The sequence below is a fragment of the Acinetobacter bereziniae LMG 1003 = CIP 70.12 genome, assembly GCF_000368925.1.
In the GTDB taxonomy this organism is placed as follows: domain Bacteria; phylum Pseudomonadota; class Gammaproteobacteria; order Pseudomonadales; family Moraxellaceae; genus Acinetobacter; species Acinetobacter bereziniae.
This window is the reverse complement of the sequence record NZ_KB849755.1, coordinates 1,644,197-1,664,173: the sequence shown is the minus strand read 5'-3', so window position 1 is coordinate 1,664,173 and position 19,977 is coordinate 1,644,197. Positions and strand designations below refer to the sequence as shown.

Genomic DNA, 19,977 nt, shown 5'->3' with positions numbered 1-19,977 from the left:
CGAAGCTGCGGATGTATACTTTGTATACGTGGTAGGGGAGCGTTCTGTAAGCCGATGAAGGTGTGTTGAGAAGCATGCTGGAGGTATCAGAAGTGCGAATGCTGACGTGAGTAACGACAAAACGGGTGAAAAACCCGTTCGCTGAAAGACCAAGGGTTCCAGTCCAACGTTAATCGGGGCTGGGTGAGTCGACCCCTAAGGCGAGGCCGAGAGGCGTAGTCGATGGGAAATTGGTTAATATTCCAATACTTCTGTGTAATGCGATGAGAGGACGGAGAAAGTTAAGTCAGCCTGGCGTTGGTTGTCCAGGTGAAAGGTTGTAGGCATGCATCTTAGGCAAATCCGGGGTGCTCTATGCTGAGAACTGATAGCAAGCGAGTTTACTCGTGAAGTGGCTGATACTATGCTTCCAGGAAAAGTCTCTAAGCTTCAGTTACACAGGAATCGTACCCGAAACCGACACAGGTGGTCAGGTCGAGTAGACCAAAGCGCTTGAGAGAACTCTGCTGAAGGAACTAGGCAAAATGGTACCGTAACTTCGGGAGAAGGTACGCTGCTGACGGTGATAGGACTTGCTCCTTGAGCTATTGGCAGCCACAGAAACCAGGCCCCTGCAACTGTTTATTAAAAACATAGCACTCTGCAAACACGAAAGTGGACGTATAGGGTGTGATGCCTGCCCGGTGCTGGAAGGTTAATTGATGGGGTTAGCGTAAGCGAAGCTCTTGATCGAAGCCCCAGTAAACGGCGGCCGTAACTATAACGGTCCTAAGGTAGCGAAATTCCTTGTCGGGTAAGTTCCGACCTGCACGAATGGCATAATGATGGGGGCGCTGTCTCCAGCAGAGGCTCAGTGAAATCGAAATCGCCGTGAAGATGCGGTGTACCCGCGGCTAGACGGAAAGACCCCGTGAACCTTTACTGCAGCTTGACATTGAACTTTGATCTTACTTGTGTAGGATAGGTGGGAGGCTTAGAAGTAGCGACGCCAGTTGCTATGGAGCCATCCTTGAAATACCACCCTGGTAATATTGAGGTTCTAACTCTGTCCCGTTATCCGGGACGAGGACCATGTCTGGTGGGTAGTTTGACTGGGGCGGTCTCCTCCTAAAGAGTAACGGAGGAGTACGAAGGTGCGCTCAGCGTGGTCGGAAATCACGCGTAGAGTATAAAGGCAAAAGCGCGCTTAACTGCGAGACCCACAAGTCGAGCAGGTACGAAAGTAGGTCTTAGTGATCCGGTGGTTCTGTATGGAAGGGCCATCGCTCAACGGATAAAAGGTACTCTGGGGATAACAGGCTGATACCGCCCAAGAGTTCATATCGACGGCGGTGTTTGGCACCTCGATGTCGGCTCATCTCATCCTGGGGCTGAAGCAGGTCCCAAGGGTATGGCTGTTCGCCATTTAAAGAGGTACGCGAGCTGGGTTTAGAACGTCGTGAGACAGTTCGGTCCCTATCTACCGTGGGCGTTGGAAATTTGAGAGGATCTGCTCCTAGTACGAGAGGACCAGAGTGGACGAACCTCTGGTGTACCGGTTGTGACGCCAGTCGCATCGCCGGGTAGCTATGTTCGGAAGGGATAACCGCTGAAAGCATCTAAGCGGGAAGCCTACCTCAAGATAAGATTTCCCTAGGACTTTATGTCCTCTAAAGAGCCGTTGAAGACTACGACGTTGATAGGTTGGATGTGGAAGTGCGGTGACGCATGAAGCTGACCAATACTAATTGCTCGTGAGGCTTGACTATACAACACCCAAGCAGTTGTATGTGAAGCATCATTTGATTCATAAAAGATCAAAGAAACTTGATTTAGTTGTAAAGCTAGTTACAATAACCAACTCAAATGTTCTTCTGTTAAACTCATTTGGAACAAAGTAAGGCATACCCATAAGACCCGAAAAAGTCCATAACAGTTTGCTGGCGACAATAGCAAGAGTGAACCACCTGATCCCTTCCCGAACTCAGAAGTGAAACCTCTTAGCGCTGATGGTAGTGTGGGGTTACCCATGTGAGAGTAAGTCATCGCCAGCTTTTAATTCTTAAAACACCCTCAACTAACTGTTGAGGGTGTTTTTTTTATGTGTAAAGAAAAGTGAAAATAGAAATGATAAGAAATTAAGAAGAGAAATAAAAGTGCTACCTTGTGGTAGAGCTTATATCAATTGCGGTTAAAGCAAAAATAAGTCAGTCTTTAAAGTGGATTGGAATCCATTGATAGCTTTTCCCATCTGCTGAGTAGATATGACCAATGCCTGGAAAAGGTAAGTGAGGTGCTGCTATAGTTTGTCCATTTTTAGCATAGTCTGCAAATTGTTTTAAACGTGTTTGTACAGCCATTTTAGGATCAATATCATATTCGATCGCTGTTTCTGGTCTATCAAATTGAACAGTGTGAGAATGCACAATATCACCAATAAAGATAACATCTTCACCTGTGGTTTTGAGTTTATAGCTGAAATGGCCTGGTGTATGACCAGCAGTGTTGATCACTTCAAAGCCATTGATTTTGTCACCGAGTTTAAAGGTTTTAAATTGCTGTTTCGCTTGATAAGGTGCAAGAGCAGCTTTAATTTTCTCTACAGTAGCCACATAATTTTGGCGCTTATCCTGTGCTATTTTTTCAGCTTGCTTTGGATTTAGCCAATAACTCGCTTCTTTTTCTGAGACATAAATGGTGGCATTGGGAAAATTGGCAATAGCATTTTTACTGACACCACAGGAATGATCAGGATGCAAATGCGTGAGTAAAATGGTATTAACTTGTTCTGGTTGATAGCCTGAAGCTTTCAGATTTTTCAGTACAGAGCCTAAGTGAGTACCAAAACAATCTGCAGTACCACTGTCAACTAAAACTAAAGACTTTCCAGTATTAACCAGAAAAGCATTGACTGAGGTTTGTACACCTTTTGCTTGATCAGCGTGGTACTTTTTTAAAATCTCTTGAACTTTGTCTGATGAAATATCTTTAAAGAGTGTAGGCGACATAAAATTTGTGCCATCAAGTAAGGCTGTAATTTGTGTATCACCAACTTGATGTTGGTAAAAGCCAGAAACTTGCGGCTGTTGCTCAATAATCGGTAAAGTTTTTTGAACATCTGCCTTTGATGCAAGTGGAAATAAACAAACGCAGAGTACTGACAAAGATTGGACAATATTTTTCATTGGATATGTTCAACATTAATTTAATGAATTATTTTGTAGCATGGATTGATCTGTCACTGAGCTTTTTATTGATGAAAAAAATTCTGCTTTTGTAAGCGAATTTTTTATGATTCTCAAAAGTGTTGGTGTGAGTACTTCAGTTGATTTGCCTTTTGTTTTGGATTCTTTTCCATTCAATAACAGTACAAATTAGGATTGTGGGGAGGATGAGAACAAATTGAAGATAACTAAATGTGAATATAGGTGATGGAGTGAGTATGGAAAGAATAAGGATAAAGGGTGAAAGCATTAATCCTAACATTGCGCCATAGATTATGCATCGCATGAATGGTATTTGAGCGAGCTTTTCAGCAAAGAAATGTTGGAATAATAATTGAATGATTATTGCAGGAATAATGCCAAGTAAATAACCAAACGGTGTAATTAAGAATAATCCGCCAATCATTGGAAATATGATCGAGGGCGTAATGAGACCTTTTAAAAATCGTATTGGATCACCGAACATAATATGACTATGAAATGTGATTGCGATAATCAAAGTTCCAATAAATGGTCCCCAAATGACAAATGCTGAACTTTGCCATTTAGCTTTTTGTGAAAGGCTGGTTTTTGTAATTGCCATATTATGAGCTTTATCTTGATTTTATTCTTGAACATAACATAAAAAAAGGCTTCCGAAGAAGCCTTTCAAAAATCATTGGATTGCTACTTAAGAGACTTTGTCACCAGCTTTTGCACCAGATTCAGGTGAAATGACCCAAACACCTTCACCATTTCCAGCAGCAAGCACCATTCCATTGGAAATACCAAAGCGCATTTTACGTGGAGCGAGGTTAGCAACCATCACAACCAATTTACCTTTTAAATCTTCTGGTGCATAGAATTCACGGATTCCACTGAATACATTACGTGGTTCTGCTTCGCCAACATTTAAGGTCAGTTGAAGTAATTTATCTGATCCTTCAACATGGGCAGCCTCTACAACTTCTGCGACACGGAGATCAACTTTGATAAAGTCCTCAATACCAATAATTTCAGCTTCACCCACTTTAGGTTCAGGCTTTTTCTCAACTTTCTTCTCTTTTTTCTTTTCAACTTTTGCTGGTTCAGCTGCAGAAGCCAAAGAGTCTTTAGATGCATCAACCATAGCAGCTACTGCTTTAGGGTCTACACGTTGCATCAATGGTTGGAATTGCGAAATTTCATGTACTGTTAAGATATTTTGACGTGAAGCAAAATCAAAACGATCCAGTTTTAAGAAATCTTGGACTTGTTGAGCAAGTGTTGGCAAAACAGGTGCGAGATAAACAGCTAATTGGCGGAACAGGTTAATACCCACTGAACAGACATCATGAACTTGTTGTTCTTCACCTTCGATTTTTGCCAAAGCCCAAGGTTTTTTCTCATCAATATACTGATTTGCACGATCAGCAAGTGCCATGATTTCACGAATGGCAGTAGAAAATTCACGTGCTTCATAAGCTTTGGCAATTGAATCACCAGCATCGATAAAGCTTTGAACTAAAGCAGACTCTGTACAGGTCTTTGATAAGGTATTGTCAAATTTGGTGTTAATGAATTTTGCACAACGACTGGCAATATTGACTACTTTGCCGACCAAATCTGAGTTCACTTTCTGTACGAAATCATCAAGATTTAAGTCAGAATCTTCAACCTTATCAGACAGTTTGGAAGCAAAGTAATAACGTAAATATTCTGGATTCAAATGCTGTAAATAGGTTTCAGCTTTGATGAAAGTACCGCGAGACTTTGACATCTTCTGACCATTCACAGTTAAGAAACCATTTACGAATAGACCTGTAGGAGTACGGTAATTTGCACCTTCAAGCATTGCAGGCCAGAACAGCGCATGGAAATAAACAATATCTTTACCAATGAAGTGATACACCTCATTTTTAGAATCTTTTTTCCAAAATGCATCAAAATTTAATTCTGGTCGCTTGGTTTTGATGTAATTTTCAAAACTCGACATATAGCCAATTGGTGCATCAACCCATACATAGAAGTATTTATTAGGTGCATCGGGTATTTCAAAACCGAAATATGGAGCGTCACGAGAAATATCCCAGTCGTTTAAACCATTATCAAACCATTCATCTAATTTATTTGCGATAGATACAGGTAGACGACCTTCGTCACGCGTCCATTTTTGTAAATATTCTGCAAAATTAGGCAGTTTGAAAAAGTAATGATCAGATGATTTTTCAACAGGTGTCGCACCACTTAAAGTCGAGCGAGGGTTTAACAACTCTGTCGCATTGTAGGTGGTTCCACAAACTTCACATGAGTCGCCATACTGATCTTCAGCTTTACATTTTGGGCATGTGCCTTTAATGAATCGATCTGAAAGAAACATGCTTTTTTCAGGATCAAATAATTGTGTTACAGGACGAATCGCGATATTTCCTGCTTCACGGTTTTTGATATAAATTTCTTCAGAGCGAGCCTTATTTTCATCACTATTGGTTGAATCATAGTGATCAAAATGCACACCAAAACCATCGAAATCACGAATATGTTCTTTCTGAACATTGGCAATTTGTTCTTCAGGGGTAATTCCATTCGCCTCAGCGCGAAGCATAATGGCTGTACCATGAGCATCATCCGCACATACATAAGTCACATCATGACCCATTGCACGCATGGCACGAACCCAGATATCTGCTTGGATGTAGCCGAGTAGATGACCCATATGAATAGGACCATTTGCGTATGGAAGGGCGTTAGTGACTAAGATATTTCGCACGGATATAACTCTCTTTCTCAAAGTTAAGGCAAGGGTATTGATTTTAACGTAATTGCTATCAAGATGCACAACTGAATAGGTGAATTCTTTTCAAATGTGGATTTTTAATCATATTCATATACCCAACGATTTATTATTATAGAATCAACGATTGAAGCATGCTCATGAGTAATAAAGTAATGATTGATGAAGATTATTTTGATGATGATCAACCTGTAATTCGTATTGCACAAAATCAAAAAACCAAAGCACAGTTTGAAAAAAATATTTTAAAACAAGCACAACAGTATCTAGACGATATTTCTGAGGATGAGCATCAGTTTTTAATTCAGACGCTCAGAGATATGGCGCAAGAAGAAAAATATTTCGATGTACTTGCAGATCAGTTAGATCAACCTGTGGATGCGAAGGTTGCTAATGATGCATTAAACCTTTTGTATTTTTGGCAACTCATTCATGAGGCTAAAGAGATTTCAGAATTTAATCTTTTGGATGTGATCAATACTGAGTTTTTTCAAAGCAGCTTACTAGATGCTTTTGAGCTATTAGATATTGGTGAGTCAAAAGCTCAATACAAAGCTGTATTAGCGCAAAGTTTTAAACTCTATGAGTTAAAATTTTATGCAGGATGTATACCTTTGCTATATGCACAATTAGAAGGTTTACTGACAGCAGTTTTACTTCAAAATGGGTATTTGAAACAACAGGACACTAAATTTATTGATGTTTATAAAATTGTGCCAGGTTTAAAAGGTCATGAGATCAAGAGTTTATGGCATAAGGTCAAAATTGCCAATGAATTGAATCATTATTTTTTAGAGCTTGTGGCATACAAAATGGACAATAGTTCAACCGTGAGTATGACACGTCACAATATTTTGCATGGTACAGAGTTGAGCCATTTTAATCAGGGGCGTAGCTTTGTATTGTTTATTTGGTTATTTAGCGCTGTAAGTTTTATGAGCTCATTAAAATCCTAAGCAAGGAAAATATCAAAAACTTCACTTAAATTTCACTGAAGAATCAAATATTTTACATTTATGTTTTAGACACTGATGCCAAGATCGGAAAAGGAGAACAGGATGCGGTCTTGGTCTTTATATATGGTTTCCGCGGCTGCCAGTCTTAGCGCTGTTTTGAGCTTAGTTGTTCCATTCAGCATGTCATTATATTTCTATCAGGGCGATTTTTTTGGCATCGCTTCTGAGCGAAACCCAAGTCGTGGTATGGAAGTGCTTTTGTATCTCACACCATTGCTATTTTTATTGGCATTCTTTAGCTACCTTCTGATTTTTAGCATTCTAAAAAAGCCTAAAGCAGTGATTGAAACTGCTCAAATGTTTAAAGTGACTATATTTATTTTCCTGCTCATTTTAAGTTGTCTCTTTTTGATTTTATGTTTAGAGGGAACTCTATATCGTTTTCTCGAAATGTTGGCATATTTATGTATTGCTTATGCTTTGTTGTTAATTCCTATTTTTATAGGCTTAATGGCTGGAAATACATTATATTTATATTTGTCTAGAATATATCTAAAAAGGTAATGCTTAATCAAGATAAAATCATTTGAAGAAATATCTGTGCTAAAAAATAAATTTTTTTAACCTTTATTATTCATGCTGTTGAATTTTTTTAAATGTTTTTTTATAAAATTAAAAAGATGGTCAATTATCATTGTCCGGCGAATTCAAACATGAGGTGCGACAGTTTGAAAAGTCTTATGATAATCAACAAGCTGAGCAAATTTCTCTAATGGTGTAAGCCAATCTAACGCTTTTCTAGGACGAGTATTCAGTGACATGGCAACTTGATTTAAATAATGCTGATCTGCCTGATTTAAATCAATCCCTTTAGGTAAATATTGCCTAATTAAACCATTCATATTTTCGCATGTGCCTTTTTGCCAGGGTGAATGTGGGTCACAGAAATATACATCTATGCCTAAATCTTCTTCAAGTATTTTATGTTCTGCCATCTCGCGTCCACGGTCATAGGTCAACGTTTTACGCAGTTCTGCAGGTAAATATTTCAGAGCTTCAGTTAAAGCCTTGCGCACTGATTCTGCCTTTGCATCAGGTAATGTTGCCAAGATACAGAGCCGTGTATTTCGTTCAATAAGTGTTGCTATCGAACTTTTATTGTCTTTACCTTTAATTAAATCAGCTTCCCAATGACCCGGTATTTTTCTTTCTTGAACTTCGGCTGGGCGCTCATGAATAGTTTTAATATCCTGTAATATAGAATCTTTTTTAGGTTCACCGTTAGCTTTTCGCTTTTTATTTTCATGACGCAGACAGGATAATAAGTCTTTTTTCAACTCACCCTTTGGTAATGCGCGTATCGTTGAATAAATCGTTGTATGGCTTACATTCATTGTTTGATCCAAATCAGGAAATGTCTTTAAACGCTTTGCTATTTGCTGAGGAGACCATAAACAACGGATCGCTTCAACAATAAATTTCCAGAGGATTGAATCGATTTTGAGTTTTCTGTGACCACGTCTACGTCTAGCGAAGGTGTTATCAGAAGCATATCGAGCTTGATAAACGTCATTGATGCTATTTCTTTTAAGCTCACGATAGATCGTACTAGGATGTCTTTTAATGAGTTCAGCAAATTTTCTGGCTGAAAAGCCTTCTTTTCTTGACTCAAGCATTAATGCAGTACGATCTTCAAAGTTAAGATGATGGTATGACAATTTTATATACTCCATAAACCCTTTAAATTAATTAGGTGGTTTATGTCGCACTTCAAGTTTTACTCTGCCTCCATTCAGTTTGTTTTCTATGCTATGTTGCAAGTCATTATTGTCATTTAGAACTGATTGATGCTTAAACTAATTGCTGAAGACTTTATTCAAATAGATAAAATTGATCTTGTTTTGCCTTTATATCAAGAATTAATTGACAAGACGAAACAAGAACAGGGCTGTATTGCTTATGACTTGTACCATGATTTACGTAATACAGGTCATTTTTTTTTATTGAAGAATGGATAGATCGAGCTGCATTAGATGCTCATGTCCAATCAGCACATTTTCAGAGATTAGTGCCTTTGATTGACCAATATACAAGACAAGGAAGTATTTTTACGCATATGCAGCATTACCAAGAACTATTTTAAAATGCTAAAGCACCTATTATCCATTTTCTATCATTTGTTTAATTTTGCTCGCTTTTTCAAAGTGATCAAGCTGATGGGTTTTAATCCACCATTCTGCGACTTGCATTAATGTTTCTGGATCATCATTTTTATTCGCGAAAAAAGCATAAAAGGATAGCCCGACTTGATCACCCTTTTTGGCAATTTTTTCATTACATACTCGAATAATTTTTTCTTTGATGGCTTGTTGCATAAATAATCTCGATGTATCCATTAGATTGAATTCTTTATATGGATTTAGCTGTTGTGACTATTTTATTCATTTTGAAACAAAAAGATACATCGCTACATTCTGTGGGTGAATTGTTTCTGAAATGCAGTTTTTGACGTTTTATCTCGATTCTGTTGCTATAACTGTTAAGTAACTTAATCAAAATAGGAACGACAGATGACTAACTTAGACGATTTAAAGAATAAAGCTTCTGAAGTAATTGATGATGTAAAGTTAAAGGCAAAAGAAGCAAAATTGGGTGCGGAAAAGGTCGCTGATGATTTAAAACATAAAGCCAAAGAAACCTTATTGAAAGGTGAGCAAAAGGTCAATGATTTAAAACATAAAAAAGATGACGAGAGTGATAAGAGTTAAGTAAAAAAAGCCTTTGAGGAAAATTTTCTTCAGAGGCTTTTGCTATTATAGGTCTTTACGTGTCCATTCAATATGGCGAATGTGATTTTCAATAACTGTAAATGTATAATAAATCTGATCAATTTCATAAATATAATTTGAGACAGTGACTGTCGTTTTCCCTTCTTTCTTTTCGTAGGTGTGCATTGAGATTGGAGGCTGAGCAATCCGTGTGCTCATATCTGCATAACTATCACCTATAGAAATGAGTTGCCCAGAAATGGTTCTTACAGTATTGGTAGATGTTCCCGCAATCACAGAACCAGAAATAAATAAAGATAGCATCAAAGCATGGCGAAGTTTCATTAACGGTAAGCCTTGTTATTATTAAGATCAGAAGCATCACTATAGCCGTTTTTTTACGCATTTTGTATGAAATGATCTATTAAAAACGATACCAATTTAGATTGATGAGATTGCACTGACCATTAAAGATTATAAAAGTACTGAATATAGTTTAGAAATGAAGTTTTACCAATAAATTCCGACTAAATCAGTAGGATTAATAAAGACATTCAAAAAGCTGAATAGAACTTTGCTTACCCTCAGCTCAATTTACAGTTAAACTATAGTTTCAGTATTTGTTGTATTTGCAAACTTGGAGCAAATCTATGTCTTGGCTTTCTTCACTTAAATCAGTTTTTTCTCCCGCGCAGGAGGTGAAAGAGGAAGAAGTCCAATCCGTTTTGCAAAATTATATGTTGCCAAACTCGAACAACGCTTTAAAGGATCGTATTACTCAAGTGAATGTTGTTGGACGAGTATTACAGCTTACGATCAATACATATCCCAATGAAGCGGATGACTTGCAAAAAATCCATGATGATCTTGCCGATGCTTTAGAAAAATGTGGTATTCAAGAATTAAACATGCATGTGATTCAGCAAAAAATTCAGCATGACTCAAGCTGCTCAAGCGAACAACATGGAAAAGCAGGGCATAGTTGTTCTAGCCAACCCAAAGCAGAAAGTCATACATTACCGCCTGTTGTCGATGCTTCACCACAACATGCTCAAGCAGAGGCTGATCCTAATAATCCACCGATTCAGAAAGCTGCACCACAACAACGGGACATTCCTAAACATCCACGTATACAAAATGTCATTTTGATTTCATCGGGTAAAGGTGGCGTAGGAAAATCGACAACTACTGTAAATATTGCGCTCGCACTGAACAAATTAGGGTTAAAAGTGGGTGTTTTAGATGCTGATATTTATGGTCCAAGCATTCCAACGATGTTGGGCAATGCTGGACAAACGCCCAAAATTGAAGGTGAAAACTTCGTTCCACTTGAAGCGCACGGGATGGCAGTTCTTTCAATCGGGCATTTAATTGGTAAGGAAAATACCCCCGTTGCATGGCGTGGTGCAAAAGCTACAGGGGCATTGATGCAACTTTTTAATCAAGCCTTATGGCCTGACCTTGATGTACTTGTGATTGATATGCCACCTGGTACAGGTGATATCCAATTGACCCTTGCACAGCGTATTCCTGTGACAGGTGCGGTGATTGTAACAACACCACAAAATGTAGCTTTAATGGATGCAGTAAAGGGCATTGAACTCTTTAATAAAGTTCAAATCCCTGTGATGGGTGTGATTGAAAATATGTCGACACACATTTGTTCGAATTGTGGTCATGAAGAGCAAATTTTTGGTACAGGTGGTGGTGATCGTTTGTCTGAGCAATACGATATTCCATTACTTGGTCGCTTACCTTTAAACGTACAGATTCGTGAAAATGTCGATGCAGGTCATCCCTCTGTTATTGCTGGGGATGCAGCAGCAGAAAGCTATATGTTGATTGCTGAAAAAATTGCCAAGGCTTTGCCTCGAGTAGAAAAAGATCCACATCGAATTTTCTAAATTTATTCTATACGATCGCCTTTCTCGATGTTTACCATTTAATTCAAGAAAGGCAAATGAGGATAAGTCAATGAAATATTTTAACTTACTCGATAATAAGGTTTTTATTAGTCTCGCCAATACTGCCAATGGTGATGTTAATAGTGCTACTCGTTTTTATTATTCCCAAAAAAGATTAGGTGATTACTGCCAAGGATGGGGGGAGAGTGGTACAAATTAGCAAGATGCTGGAAAGATACTTTCAGATTTTGAATCTGTAATTAATCTGAGTTCGATGTAATTAAATCTTCAACTCATTGAAAAATAATAAATCTATATGGAGTCTTGCTGTGTTTTCATCAAATTTTAGTATGAGGAGCGGAGCTCCGCAAGCGTAACCATCAATAGCGTTTCCTTTCTCTTGATCAATAAAATGAAAGCGATCAATAGATTGTTTGATGATCTAAAGCTTGCACTGCCACGCTTTACTTCTAAAGTTTAAATTGTTTTGCGTAGGGATGCCTCACTTTTCAGAGATGAAAAGTGACAAAAATCTTTCGTTGAGCGAGGGGTACATCCTCATATCCCCGCTCAACATGGCGACATCCATGTCGCCTCACGATCGCAAGACCATCGATGATTCAAAAGTACAAAATAAATGAATCATCCAAATCACGTGTATGAATAATCAGGCGGTTTGGCTATATCATCTTTCATCAAGGATTTTTATCGAACTCAGGTTAATTAACATTTCACTATCACTGGTGAACTTAGATTTTGGCAATGTAAAACCAAAATTGAATTGTTAGATAAAGATGTCATTAAATTAATTGATGATTGGTAAGGGGGAAATGCTGATTTATCTTCAGGTCATTCTGAATTGATTAAAATCGTGCTGAAATTAATTTCAATCATAGCCAACATATTCAAATCATATATACTTTAATTTTGATATAAAAAAATGAAATTTGTGGAATTGGTATATTCATTGCTTAAATATCCAGTTCTTATTTAAGCTGTTGAGCAAATGATGCAATTCAAAAAAATAATCCATGCTATTGGCATGTGCGGTTCCCTGCTATTGGCAGCGTGTAATAATGATTCACACAATACAAATCAAAATAGCGATACTCAGAAAGCTTTACAACCCATTGTAATTCAAGGCGCATTACCTGTTGAGTCTGAGCAAATGGCAGCAAAATTGACCAATGCGACTGTTGAAACTGTGGGGGGATGGAAGTTTTGGAAAGGGACTTATCAGGGCTATCCCGTGATTATCTCTAAAACCCGAATGGGAATGAGTAATGCGGCAGCTGCAACTGCAATCGCAATTGAGCGGTATAAGCCTATTGCGATTATTAACCAAGGGACATCGGGCGGGCATGATCCAGAGCTCAAAGTTTATGATATTGTTTTGGGACGATATACAACAAATATTGGTGCTTTCAGGACCCCTAAAAAAGCGTTGGGAGAAGGTTCAAACGCTTTAGAATGGAACGAAGCCTTTGATGTACTACCTGATGATGAATCTGATCCAGAGCCGATTGCGATTCGGAAGTTCGAAGCGGATGCTGAGCTTTTAACAGCAGCTCATCGTGCTCAGAATAATTATACACAGGGTAATGTTGTTGAAGGTACCATCGGTTCAGCTGATGTGTGGAATAATGAATTAGATCGAATTGCATTTTTCCATAAAAACTATGCAACATCGGTTGAAGAAATGGAAGCTGCCTCTGTTGCACAAATTGCCAGTCAATTTAAAGTCCCTTTTTTGGGTATTCGAGTGCTATCAAATAACATTACCAATGGTGGCGCATATGATGCAGGCACAGGTGAAGCATGCCAGCACTATGTTTTAGATGTCGTGGTTGAATATATGAAAGCAAAACAAGCGGCTTTGAAATAACAATCAATCCTGTCGGAAGCGGTTTTAAAGTGGGTGATTCTTACGATCATTCCATTTTTTAACCACACTCCAACGCCAGTAAATACGTGTCACAATAAAAAGCAAAGATGCACAGACCAATGCCTCAATAAAAAGCCCTGTGGCTAAAATTTTTGCCAAACTAAAATCAATATGACCATGCCCAAAGTTTTTAATCCAATGGATGATTTGATGGAAAACGCCCAGTAGCATCTCTTTGTTGATCATATGCACATGATAAATTTTAGAGCCAATCCAAAATGCAAAAATCAAAATGGGAATAATAGTGATTGGATTCATAATCCAAGCCAAAATTAAACCAATTGGAAGATTGGCTTCAAACAATAACACAGAAAAAATGATCAACAATGTATGAAACGGAATGGGTAAAATTCCCCAGAATGTACCAATAAACATTGCCTTAGAAATTGACTTTCGATTGACGTACCAAAGCTGAGGACTTAAGGCTTTATCACCAAAAATCTTCATAAATTTCAAATTATTGACCCGCTCGGGGGAGGGAAGCCAAGACTGAAAAAAATGCTTTGCCATAAAATTAAAAAATGAAAGAAAGGCTACTATTGTGCATCAATGTAGAGAAAAACAACAACCTTTCGGACAAAATACCTAAAATAGTGAAGGGAGGTTTTGATTGAATAATAGACATTAAAGCTGAAAATTTGCTTAAAATCAGTCATATTCGGTCAAGACATTCACTGCGCTCCATTTTAATAAGCTATTTTGTGAACTGGTTCACTTTATTTTATGGAACATACTGATTTAAAAGATAATATTTGGAATATAATAATGAAAATATGATTATTAAAGGAACAACTAATGATGAAATGACTTAACAGTCTTTTGGTGATATAATGTTATAATATATTGAAAATAAAAGATATTTGTGTATTTTGCTATCCATATTCATATGTTCTCTTACAATTCTTTTTTTGCCAATCTGAATCAAAAGATTTAATCTGCGGTCAATTGATAGATGAGGTCATTTAATGATTTCATGGTTTTTTATCGGTCTGGTGGTGACGATTCTTTTAACCCCAGGACCAACCAATACGCTTTTAGCATCTTCTGGAATCCAAGTTGGAATTCGAAAATCTCTCCCTTTAATTCCAGCAGAAGCGCTAGGATATTTTATCTCCATTACTGTTTGGGGATTAATCATTGGAACTGTATCTAAGCAGTTCCCAAGTGTACCCGTTATTCTGAAATTATTCAGTGCTGGTTATATCTTATTTCTAGCTTTAAAGTTATGGCGTACAGCGAATCAAGACGAAGACTTTAGTCAAGCAACAATTCGTGCGCGGGAGCTATTTGTAGCAACGCTGTTAAATCCTAAAGCCTTACTTTTTGCTTCAGCAATTTTTCCAACCTATGTCTGGCAAAACACTTCAGCTTATACCTCTCATATGCTGGTATTTTTATTGTTGATTATCCCGATTGCATTCTTTTGGACATTTATTGGTTCAGTGATCTGTAGTAATAAAGTCACTTGGTTAAATCAACGCAATATGCAAAGAACAGCTTCTTTGGTTTTAGTCAGCTTCACCGTACCACTCAGTTATTCTGCTCTTTTAAGTTTATAAGGTCGTTCCTCGTGAAAGGCTGTGGATTTTGCTTACAGACTGAAGCAAAGCTATTTCGCAAGAAACATTCCTTTCAAAAGCAATTTCAGTTAAAGTACAGCGCAGTAAACAGCACAGTTTTGGGATAGAAATAAATGGCCATTAAGTCTGATCGTTGGATTCGCGAAATGAGCGAAAAACACGGTATGATTGAACCGTATGCAGAAAACCAAGTTCGTTATGATGAACACGGTGAGAAGCTAATTTCTTATGGCGTTTCAAGCTATGGTTATGATGTCCGCTGTGCGCGTGAATTCAAAGTCTTTACAAATGTACATTCTGCAATTGTAGACCCTAAAAATTTCGATGATCGTAGTTTTATCGATATTGAATCTGATGTTTGTATTATTCCACCAAACTCTTTTGCTTTAGCACGTACAGTCGAATATTTCCGAATTCCTCGCAATGTTTTAACTGTTTGTTTAGGAAAATCAACTTACGCTCGCTGTGGGATTATTGTCAACGTCACACCACTTGAACCTGAGTGGGAAGGTCATGTGACATTAGAATTTTCCAATACAACCAATTTACCAGCTCGTATTTATGCAGGTGAAGGTGTTGCTCAGATGTTATTCTTCGAATCGGATGAAGTTTGTGAAACATCTTATAAAGACCGTGGTGGTAAATACCAAGGTCAAACAGGGGTCACTTTACCTAAGACCTAAAAGAGAATCAGTTTAAAAAGCAAGTGAAATACTTGCTTTTTTTATGTTTAAAATGATCAATATAATAAATGTAATGTGATATATAATTTTATTTAAATCTTCGATTTTTAATAATTAAAATATAAAGTTAAGAATAATTTAAATGTCTATTAAATTATTTTAAAGTAATGATTTTTATCGGAATATACAAATATTTTCTCGGTATAAACTTTGATCTGTGCTACAAATGAAATCATTAAATATATGCTAAATATAATGTGATTTATATTGTGTTATTCATATCGGATTTGAATGATTATTTAGCGTAGTAATAACAAATAAGGTCAAGCTTTGCTCAGGATGGAAGCGCTATGTCCCAGTTTAAATTTCTAAATGTTGTATTATTTGCATTCAGTGGCTTAACCATGAGTTCAAGTAATGCAGCAACTCTACAGCCACTTTCAGATCAACAATTGTCAGAAACGACCGGTCAGGCGTTGATGAGTCTGAGTTATTTAGCACCTACAGATACAACAAATTTAGAGGCTCGTCGTGCTGGAGGTGATAGTAGTGTTGGCTTTTATAAATTAGGTCTTGAAGCAACAGTTGAATTAAATGCGAACATAAAAAAGCTTCAATTAGGATGTGGAGGCAGCAACGGAAGTGGTTCTTGTGACTTGGATTTAGATAATGTCTCTTTTGGTTGTATTGTAGGGGCATCAGGCTATTGTATTACAACTGCAACAACAAATCCTAAGCAACCCGCTGGTCTTGATAGTAATAACTCGATCAGTAATCAGGTAAATATGAAGGATTTTGTTTTAACAAATCCATATTTTCAATTTGCAATTAAAAATCCCAACAGTGCCTCAACACGAGAAGTGGTTGGCATTCGTATTGGCGCTGAAAAGGCTGAAGGACCGTTATCGATTGGTAGTCTAAACACATTTAGTGGTTATTTTACTGGAAAAGCAAATCTCACAATGCAAGGTGAAACGAATGTTTCACCTGTAAGATCAAATACATGGAATACAAATGCAATATCGACACCGAGTGCCTTTTTAGGATTGGATGATGCAACAATATTAAATATAGGTTTGGCTTCAGTAAAATATAGTGAAATTACTGCAAACTATTCAACTGTGAGTCGAAATGGTCTAGCGGTTTCTGTTATTGGAAATCGTGTAACTCAGGCGAAAATACAAGGTTTAGATTTAAGTGCAGTGGTCGATGATATCATGAATGGTACTTCAACAACTTCTGCACTCGAATTAAATACGAGCAACTCCTGTGTAAGGATTATTGGTATTTGCTCTGGATCTTTTGGTGCTAATATTGGTAATGCACTTTTACCGGTATTAAGAGGAGGGATCTCTGACTACATTAAACAACAGTTGGCGACAGGTTTAGGTACCACAGTTTCTGGCTTAAGTACTTATCAAATGCCTTATAACTTAAGTAATGTGCATCAAATAGATGTGAATTCTAATACTTTTGGTATAGCCTTATCTGGACAGAATTTACAATATCCAGATTATGCCGCGGCTGTGAGTAAAGGTTGGAGTATGTATCTTCAGGATGCTTTTACACTCAATATTTCAGATAAAGTAAGTAGTCTCGTCAGTAATATTGCGTCTAGTTCAAATGCGAGAGATGGGAATATTACATTATTGGAACAGCCATATCGTAATTGTTATGGAAATATGACATTCTGTTAACAGCAGGCTCCTCTAAATTTGTTTAGGGGAGTGTATTCTTCTAATTTTTAGAAAGTTTAAAAAATTAAATGTCTACTGATGCCTTTAGGATCATTTAGATAATAAAATTTGAATTGACTAAATTTATAGCGTTTTTTATTGTCATTTTTAAGAGAGTTTTGTTCAGTATAATGGCTACAGTGTTTAGACAAAATAATAAATATTTTTTATTATAGTAAATCACTAAGATATGAATTTAGAGTTTGTTTTTGATACTGTTTAGTGATATTTTTATGAAAATAATAAATAAAATAAATGCTGTTTTTATTAGATTTAATTGTTAATAACTTAAAAAAGTTCTTTGTTTTACGATAAGAATTTATATCTTAAATAATCAATGTCTACAGGCTTTCAAAAAAATTACATTTTTTTAATTCTTAAGATTTACTAAATAAAATTATGATAGCTTAAATTAATTAGCAGAGCTCTGAGTTAAATCAATTTTAATGAGATCGAAATATTGATTTTAATTAAAAAAGATACTGAATTATTAAAAAGTTAGAGCTGAATAATTTTGGACATCATCTAAGGACAGAAAATGTTCACGTTTAAGCCTTTGTACTTTACTCTTTTTTCTTTCAGTGTTTTTAGTACATCTATTTTATATGCCGAATCTTTGTCTTTATACCGTTTGACTGATGAGCAGTTGGGTGAGACAACGGGGCAGGCATTGATGAGTTTGTCTTATATAGCACCAAACGACTCAACCAATCTGATGAATAAATATAGTAGTGGTTCCAATATTGGGTTTTACAAGCTTGGGCTTGAAGTTGATATGGATTTAAATGCAAATATCAGAAATTTGCAACTCGGTTGTGGTGGAATAAATGGCGCAGGACAATGCGATATAGATATAAAGAATCTTTCACTCAGCGGATTACCAGCAAATTATAATCCATCAAGTGGTAACCCTCCAGATTTTGGGGCAGCTGGTCGAGCTTCTACAAGTGCTCAATTGACTAATCCATTTATGGAGTTTGCTGTAAAAAACTCAAATTCAGCATCGACTCGTGAAATAGTTGGTTTACGTTTTAGTGCGGAAAAAATTACAGGACTTCTGACTGCAGGTTTAATCAATGGAATTACTCCAACTTCCACAGATGGGATTCAGTCACTGAGTGGTTTTATGCGTATTGCAGCAACTTCAGGTGAAGCTTCGACAAAAGCAACTGTGTTCGGGAATCAGGCAAATCATCAGATTCAAGGTTTGCTCAGTGCATTGGGAAGTAACAGAACATTTACTTCGCAACCCAATAGCCCAGATACTCAGGGCATTACTCTCCCTTCATTGAAAGCAGCATTTTCAATACCTGAGTTTCAGGTTAATGGAAGTCGATTGGATAATGCAAGTGTTAAGGGAATTTCAACAAAAATTGATTCAATCGCATTGGATAGTGGTCCACTGAATCAACTCAAAGTTAATTTCCCTTCGATATGTGTTTTTATATTTTGTGCTTCACAGTCTAAAATTAAATTGGCAAATGGATCGGCTGTACAAAATTTAAATATGGATATTACTTTTAATCAAGCATTAAGCATGTTTCATAATATACCGCTCACAGGTTCTGGTGGATATCTAAGTTTACAACAGCAAGCCATACTTTGGCCTGGAAATTATGTAGATTCAAATGATATGACTGGTAAAACAATTGCAGAGATGTTTAACAGTGATGTTGCAAAAAAAGGATGGTGGATGTCTTTCGCAGAACCAGTGCAATTAGGTTATTTAAAAGCAACTCAAGAAGTAGATATTACAAATGTGTTACCGCAGGTAGCTGGTTTAATGACTACAGAATTATTAAAAGAAGAAAATAGGGTAAAGGTTCCTGCAGGTGCTGCTATTGGTGCAATTGTTGGTCTAACATTGACAACGCCTAAACCAATCGTGGTTGACTTGAATAATGCAACGCTTGCTAATCCAGTAAAACTGACCTTAGCCAATCTGCAGTTAGCAAATCAAAATTTGACGCCGAATTGCTATGGCTCATTAAAATTTTGTTAAATTAATTTTAGCAACAATAGCTTAACTGTTGTGTTATGACTTTAAGGTGATGATTTGTGTTTTTTATTTTTTATAAGTTATTGATTTTAATATTATTTAATTTATGGTGGGCGTAAAATAACTAAAATTAACGACTTATATTTTGTGCAGTAAAACTGTTCAGAATTACACCGTATCCAGGGTGTTTGGAAGTGCTTTACCAGTTTTAACTCTTTTAAAGTTAAGTAAATATATAGAATAAATTTAAAATGAGTGTAATTTGAAAGGATTACTGTTAAGTTTAAGTATTTTGTGTTTATTATTGATTTTTAATTTAATTTTCTCATGGTTGATGGGATTATGCGCTTTTTAAAATCAATTAAATTTAAATTATTTCCCTATTTTTAAATTACATTTTTGTTATTTTGTTAAGATTAATTAAATAATTGTTATAATAACGCTAATAAAC

Annotated in this window: 16 protein-coding genes, 2 rRNA genes and 1 pseudogene (1 of these 19 running past the window's edge); 12 read left to right on the top strand and 7 right to left on the bottom strand. The window is 36.7% G+C overall.

The window, feature by feature from the left end; all coding sequences use genetic code 11:
* A 23S ribosomal RNA gene (locus F938_RS09555) occupies positions 1 to 1,748 on the top strand (it extends 1,143 nt beyond the left edge of the window).
* A gap of 170 nt (positions 1,749 to 1,918) precedes the next feature.
* Positions 1,919 to 2,033: ribosomal RNA gene (gene rrf, locus F938_RS09550) — 5S ribosomal RNA — on the top strand.
* Between the two features lie 153 nt (positions 2,034 to 2,186).
* Here the strand turns inward: rrf and F938_RS09545 are convergent.
* The 3 genes from F938_RS09545 to metG form a co-directional block, all read right to left on the bottom strand.
* Complete coding sequence (locus F938_RS09545) at positions 2,187 to 3,164, bottom strand: MBL fold metallo-hydrolase (protein ID WP_005031118.1); 978 nt, start codon at positions 3,162 to 3,164, stop codon at positions 2,187 to 2,189.
* A 136-nt stretch (positions 3,165 to 3,300) separates the two neighbouring features.
* On the bottom strand, positions 3,301 to 3,786 hold the full coding sequence (locus tag F938_RS09540) for a hypothetical protein (protein ID WP_005031117.1): 486 nt from the start codon (positions 3,784 to 3,786) through the stop codon (positions 3,301 to 3,303).
* 87 nt (positions 3,787 to 3,873) lie between these two features.
* Positions 3,874 to 5,931 (bottom strand): methionine--tRNA ligase, encoded by a 2,058-nt coding sequence (gene metG, locus F938_RS09535; protein WP_005031116.1) that lies wholly within the window; start codon positions 5,929 to 5,931, stop codon positions 3,874 to 3,876.
* 179 nt (positions 5,932 to 6,110) lie between these two features.
* Here metG and F938_RS09530 point away from each other — a divergent pair, with 179 nt between their 5' ends.
* Together F938_RS09530 and F938_RS09525 are read left to right on the top strand one after the other, a co-directional pair.
* Positions 6,111 to 6,911, top strand: coding sequence for a hypothetical protein (locus tag F938_RS09530; protein ID WP_005031115.1), 801 nt, complete (start codon positions 6,111 to 6,113; stop codon positions 6,909 to 6,911).
* Positions 6,912 to 7,013: 102 nt separating this feature from the next.
* The gene (locus tag F938_RS09525; RefSeq protein ID WP_005031114.1) at positions 7,014 to 7,475 is read left to right on the top strand and encodes a hypothetical protein; all 462 of its coding nucleotides are present in this window, start codon (positions 7,014 to 7,016) and stop codon (positions 7,473 to 7,475) included.
* 143 nt (positions 7,476 to 7,618) lie between these two features.
* On the opposite strand, the gene F938_RS09520 is transcribed toward F938_RS09525, so the two are convergent.
* A complete protein-coding gene (locus F938_RS09520) occupies positions 7,619 to 8,644 on the bottom strand; it encodes an IS30-like element ISAba125 family transposase (RefSeq protein WP_010326927.1) in 1,026 nt (341 codons plus the stop codon).
* A gap of 114 nt (positions 8,645 to 8,758) precedes the next feature.
* Here F938_RS09520 and F938_RS23760 point away from each other — a divergent pair.
* Positions 8,759 to 9,054 (top strand): annotated as a pseudogene (locus tag F938_RS23760) (putative quinol monooxygenase).
* Positions 9,055 to 9,070: 16 nt separating this feature from the next.
* Here the strand turns inward: F938_RS23760 and F938_RS09510 are convergent.
* Positions 9,071 to 9,286 carry a DUF6500 family protein gene (locus F938_RS09510; protein ID WP_005031111.1) on the bottom strand — a complete coding sequence of 72 codons (216 nt, stop codon included), beginning with the start codon at positions 9,284 to 9,286 and terminating at the stop codon, positions 9,071 to 9,073.
* A 195-nt stretch (positions 9,287 to 9,481) separates the two neighbouring features.
* Here F938_RS09510 and F938_RS09505 point away from each other — a divergent pair, with 195 nt between their 5' ends.
* Positions 9,482 to 9,679 (top strand): hypothetical protein, encoded by a 198-nt coding sequence (locus F938_RS09505; protein ID WP_004827580.1) that lies wholly within the window; start codon positions 9,482 to 9,484, stop codon positions 9,677 to 9,679.
* A 45-nt stretch (positions 9,680 to 9,724) separates the two neighbouring features.
* On the opposite strand, the gene F938_RS09500 is transcribed toward F938_RS09505, so the two are convergent.
* On the bottom strand, positions 9,725 to 10,024 hold the full coding sequence (locus F938_RS09500; RefSeq protein ID WP_005031110.1) for a hypothetical protein: 300 nt from the start codon (positions 10,022 to 10,024) through the stop codon (positions 9,725 to 9,727).
* A 305-nt stretch (positions 10,025 to 10,329) separates the two neighbouring features.
* Between F938_RS09500 and apbC the strand changes: the two genes are divergently transcribed.
* The gene (gene apbC, locus F938_RS09495) at positions 10,330 to 11,583 is read left to right on the top strand and encodes an iron-sulfur cluster carrier protein ApbC (RefSeq protein ID WP_005031108.1); all 1,254 of its coding nucleotides are present in this window, start codon (positions 10,330 to 10,332) and stop codon (positions 11,581 to 11,583) included.
* A gap of 1,009 nt (positions 11,584 to 12,592) precedes the next feature.
* A complete protein-coding gene (locus F938_RS09490; RefSeq protein WP_005031105.1) occupies positions 12,593 to 13,468 on the top strand; it encodes a 5'-methylthioadenosine/S-adenosylhomocysteine nucleosidase in 876 nt (291 codons plus the stop codon).
* Positions 13,469 to 13,492: 24 nt separating this feature from the next.
* On the opposite strand, the gene F938_RS09485 is transcribed toward F938_RS09490, so the two are convergent.
* Positions 13,493 to 14,038 carry a DUF2062 domain-containing protein gene (locus F938_RS09485; RefSeq protein ID WP_005031104.1) on the bottom strand — a complete coding sequence of 182 codons (546 nt, stop codon included), beginning with the start codon at positions 14,036 to 14,038 and terminating at the stop codon, positions 13,493 to 13,495.
* 455 nt (positions 14,039 to 14,493) lie between these two features.
* Here F938_RS09485 and F938_RS09480 point away from each other — a divergent pair, with 455 nt between their 5' ends.
* The 4 genes from F938_RS09480 (at position 14,494) to F938_RS09465 (ending at position 19,529) form a co-directional block, all read left to right on the top strand.
* A complete protein-coding gene (locus F938_RS09480) occupies positions 14,494 to 15,087 on the top strand; it encodes a LysE family translocator (protein ID WP_005031101.1) in 594 nt (197 codons plus the stop codon).
* Positions 15,088 to 15,221: 134 nt separating this feature from the next.
* Positions 15,222 to 15,791: a dCTP deaminase gene (dcd, locus tag F938_RS09475; RefSeq protein WP_005031100.1), complete on the top strand. Its 570-nt coding sequence runs from the start codon at positions 15,222 to 15,224 to the stop codon at positions 15,789 to 15,791.
* Positions 15,792 to 16,141: 350 nt separating this feature from the next.
* Positions 16,142 to 17,488, top strand: coding sequence for a hypothetical protein (locus F938_RS09470; protein WP_005031098.1), 1,347 nt, complete (start codon positions 16,142 to 16,144; stop codon positions 17,486 to 17,488).
* Between the two features lie 577 nt (positions 17,489 to 18,065).
* Positions 18,066 to 19,529 carry a hypothetical protein gene (locus F938_RS09465; RefSeq protein WP_005031097.1) on the top strand — a complete coding sequence of 488 codons (1,464 nt, stop codon included), beginning with the start codon at positions 18,066 to 18,068 and terminating at the stop codon, positions 19,527 to 19,529.
* Positions 19,530 to 19,977: the final 448 nt, after the last annotated feature.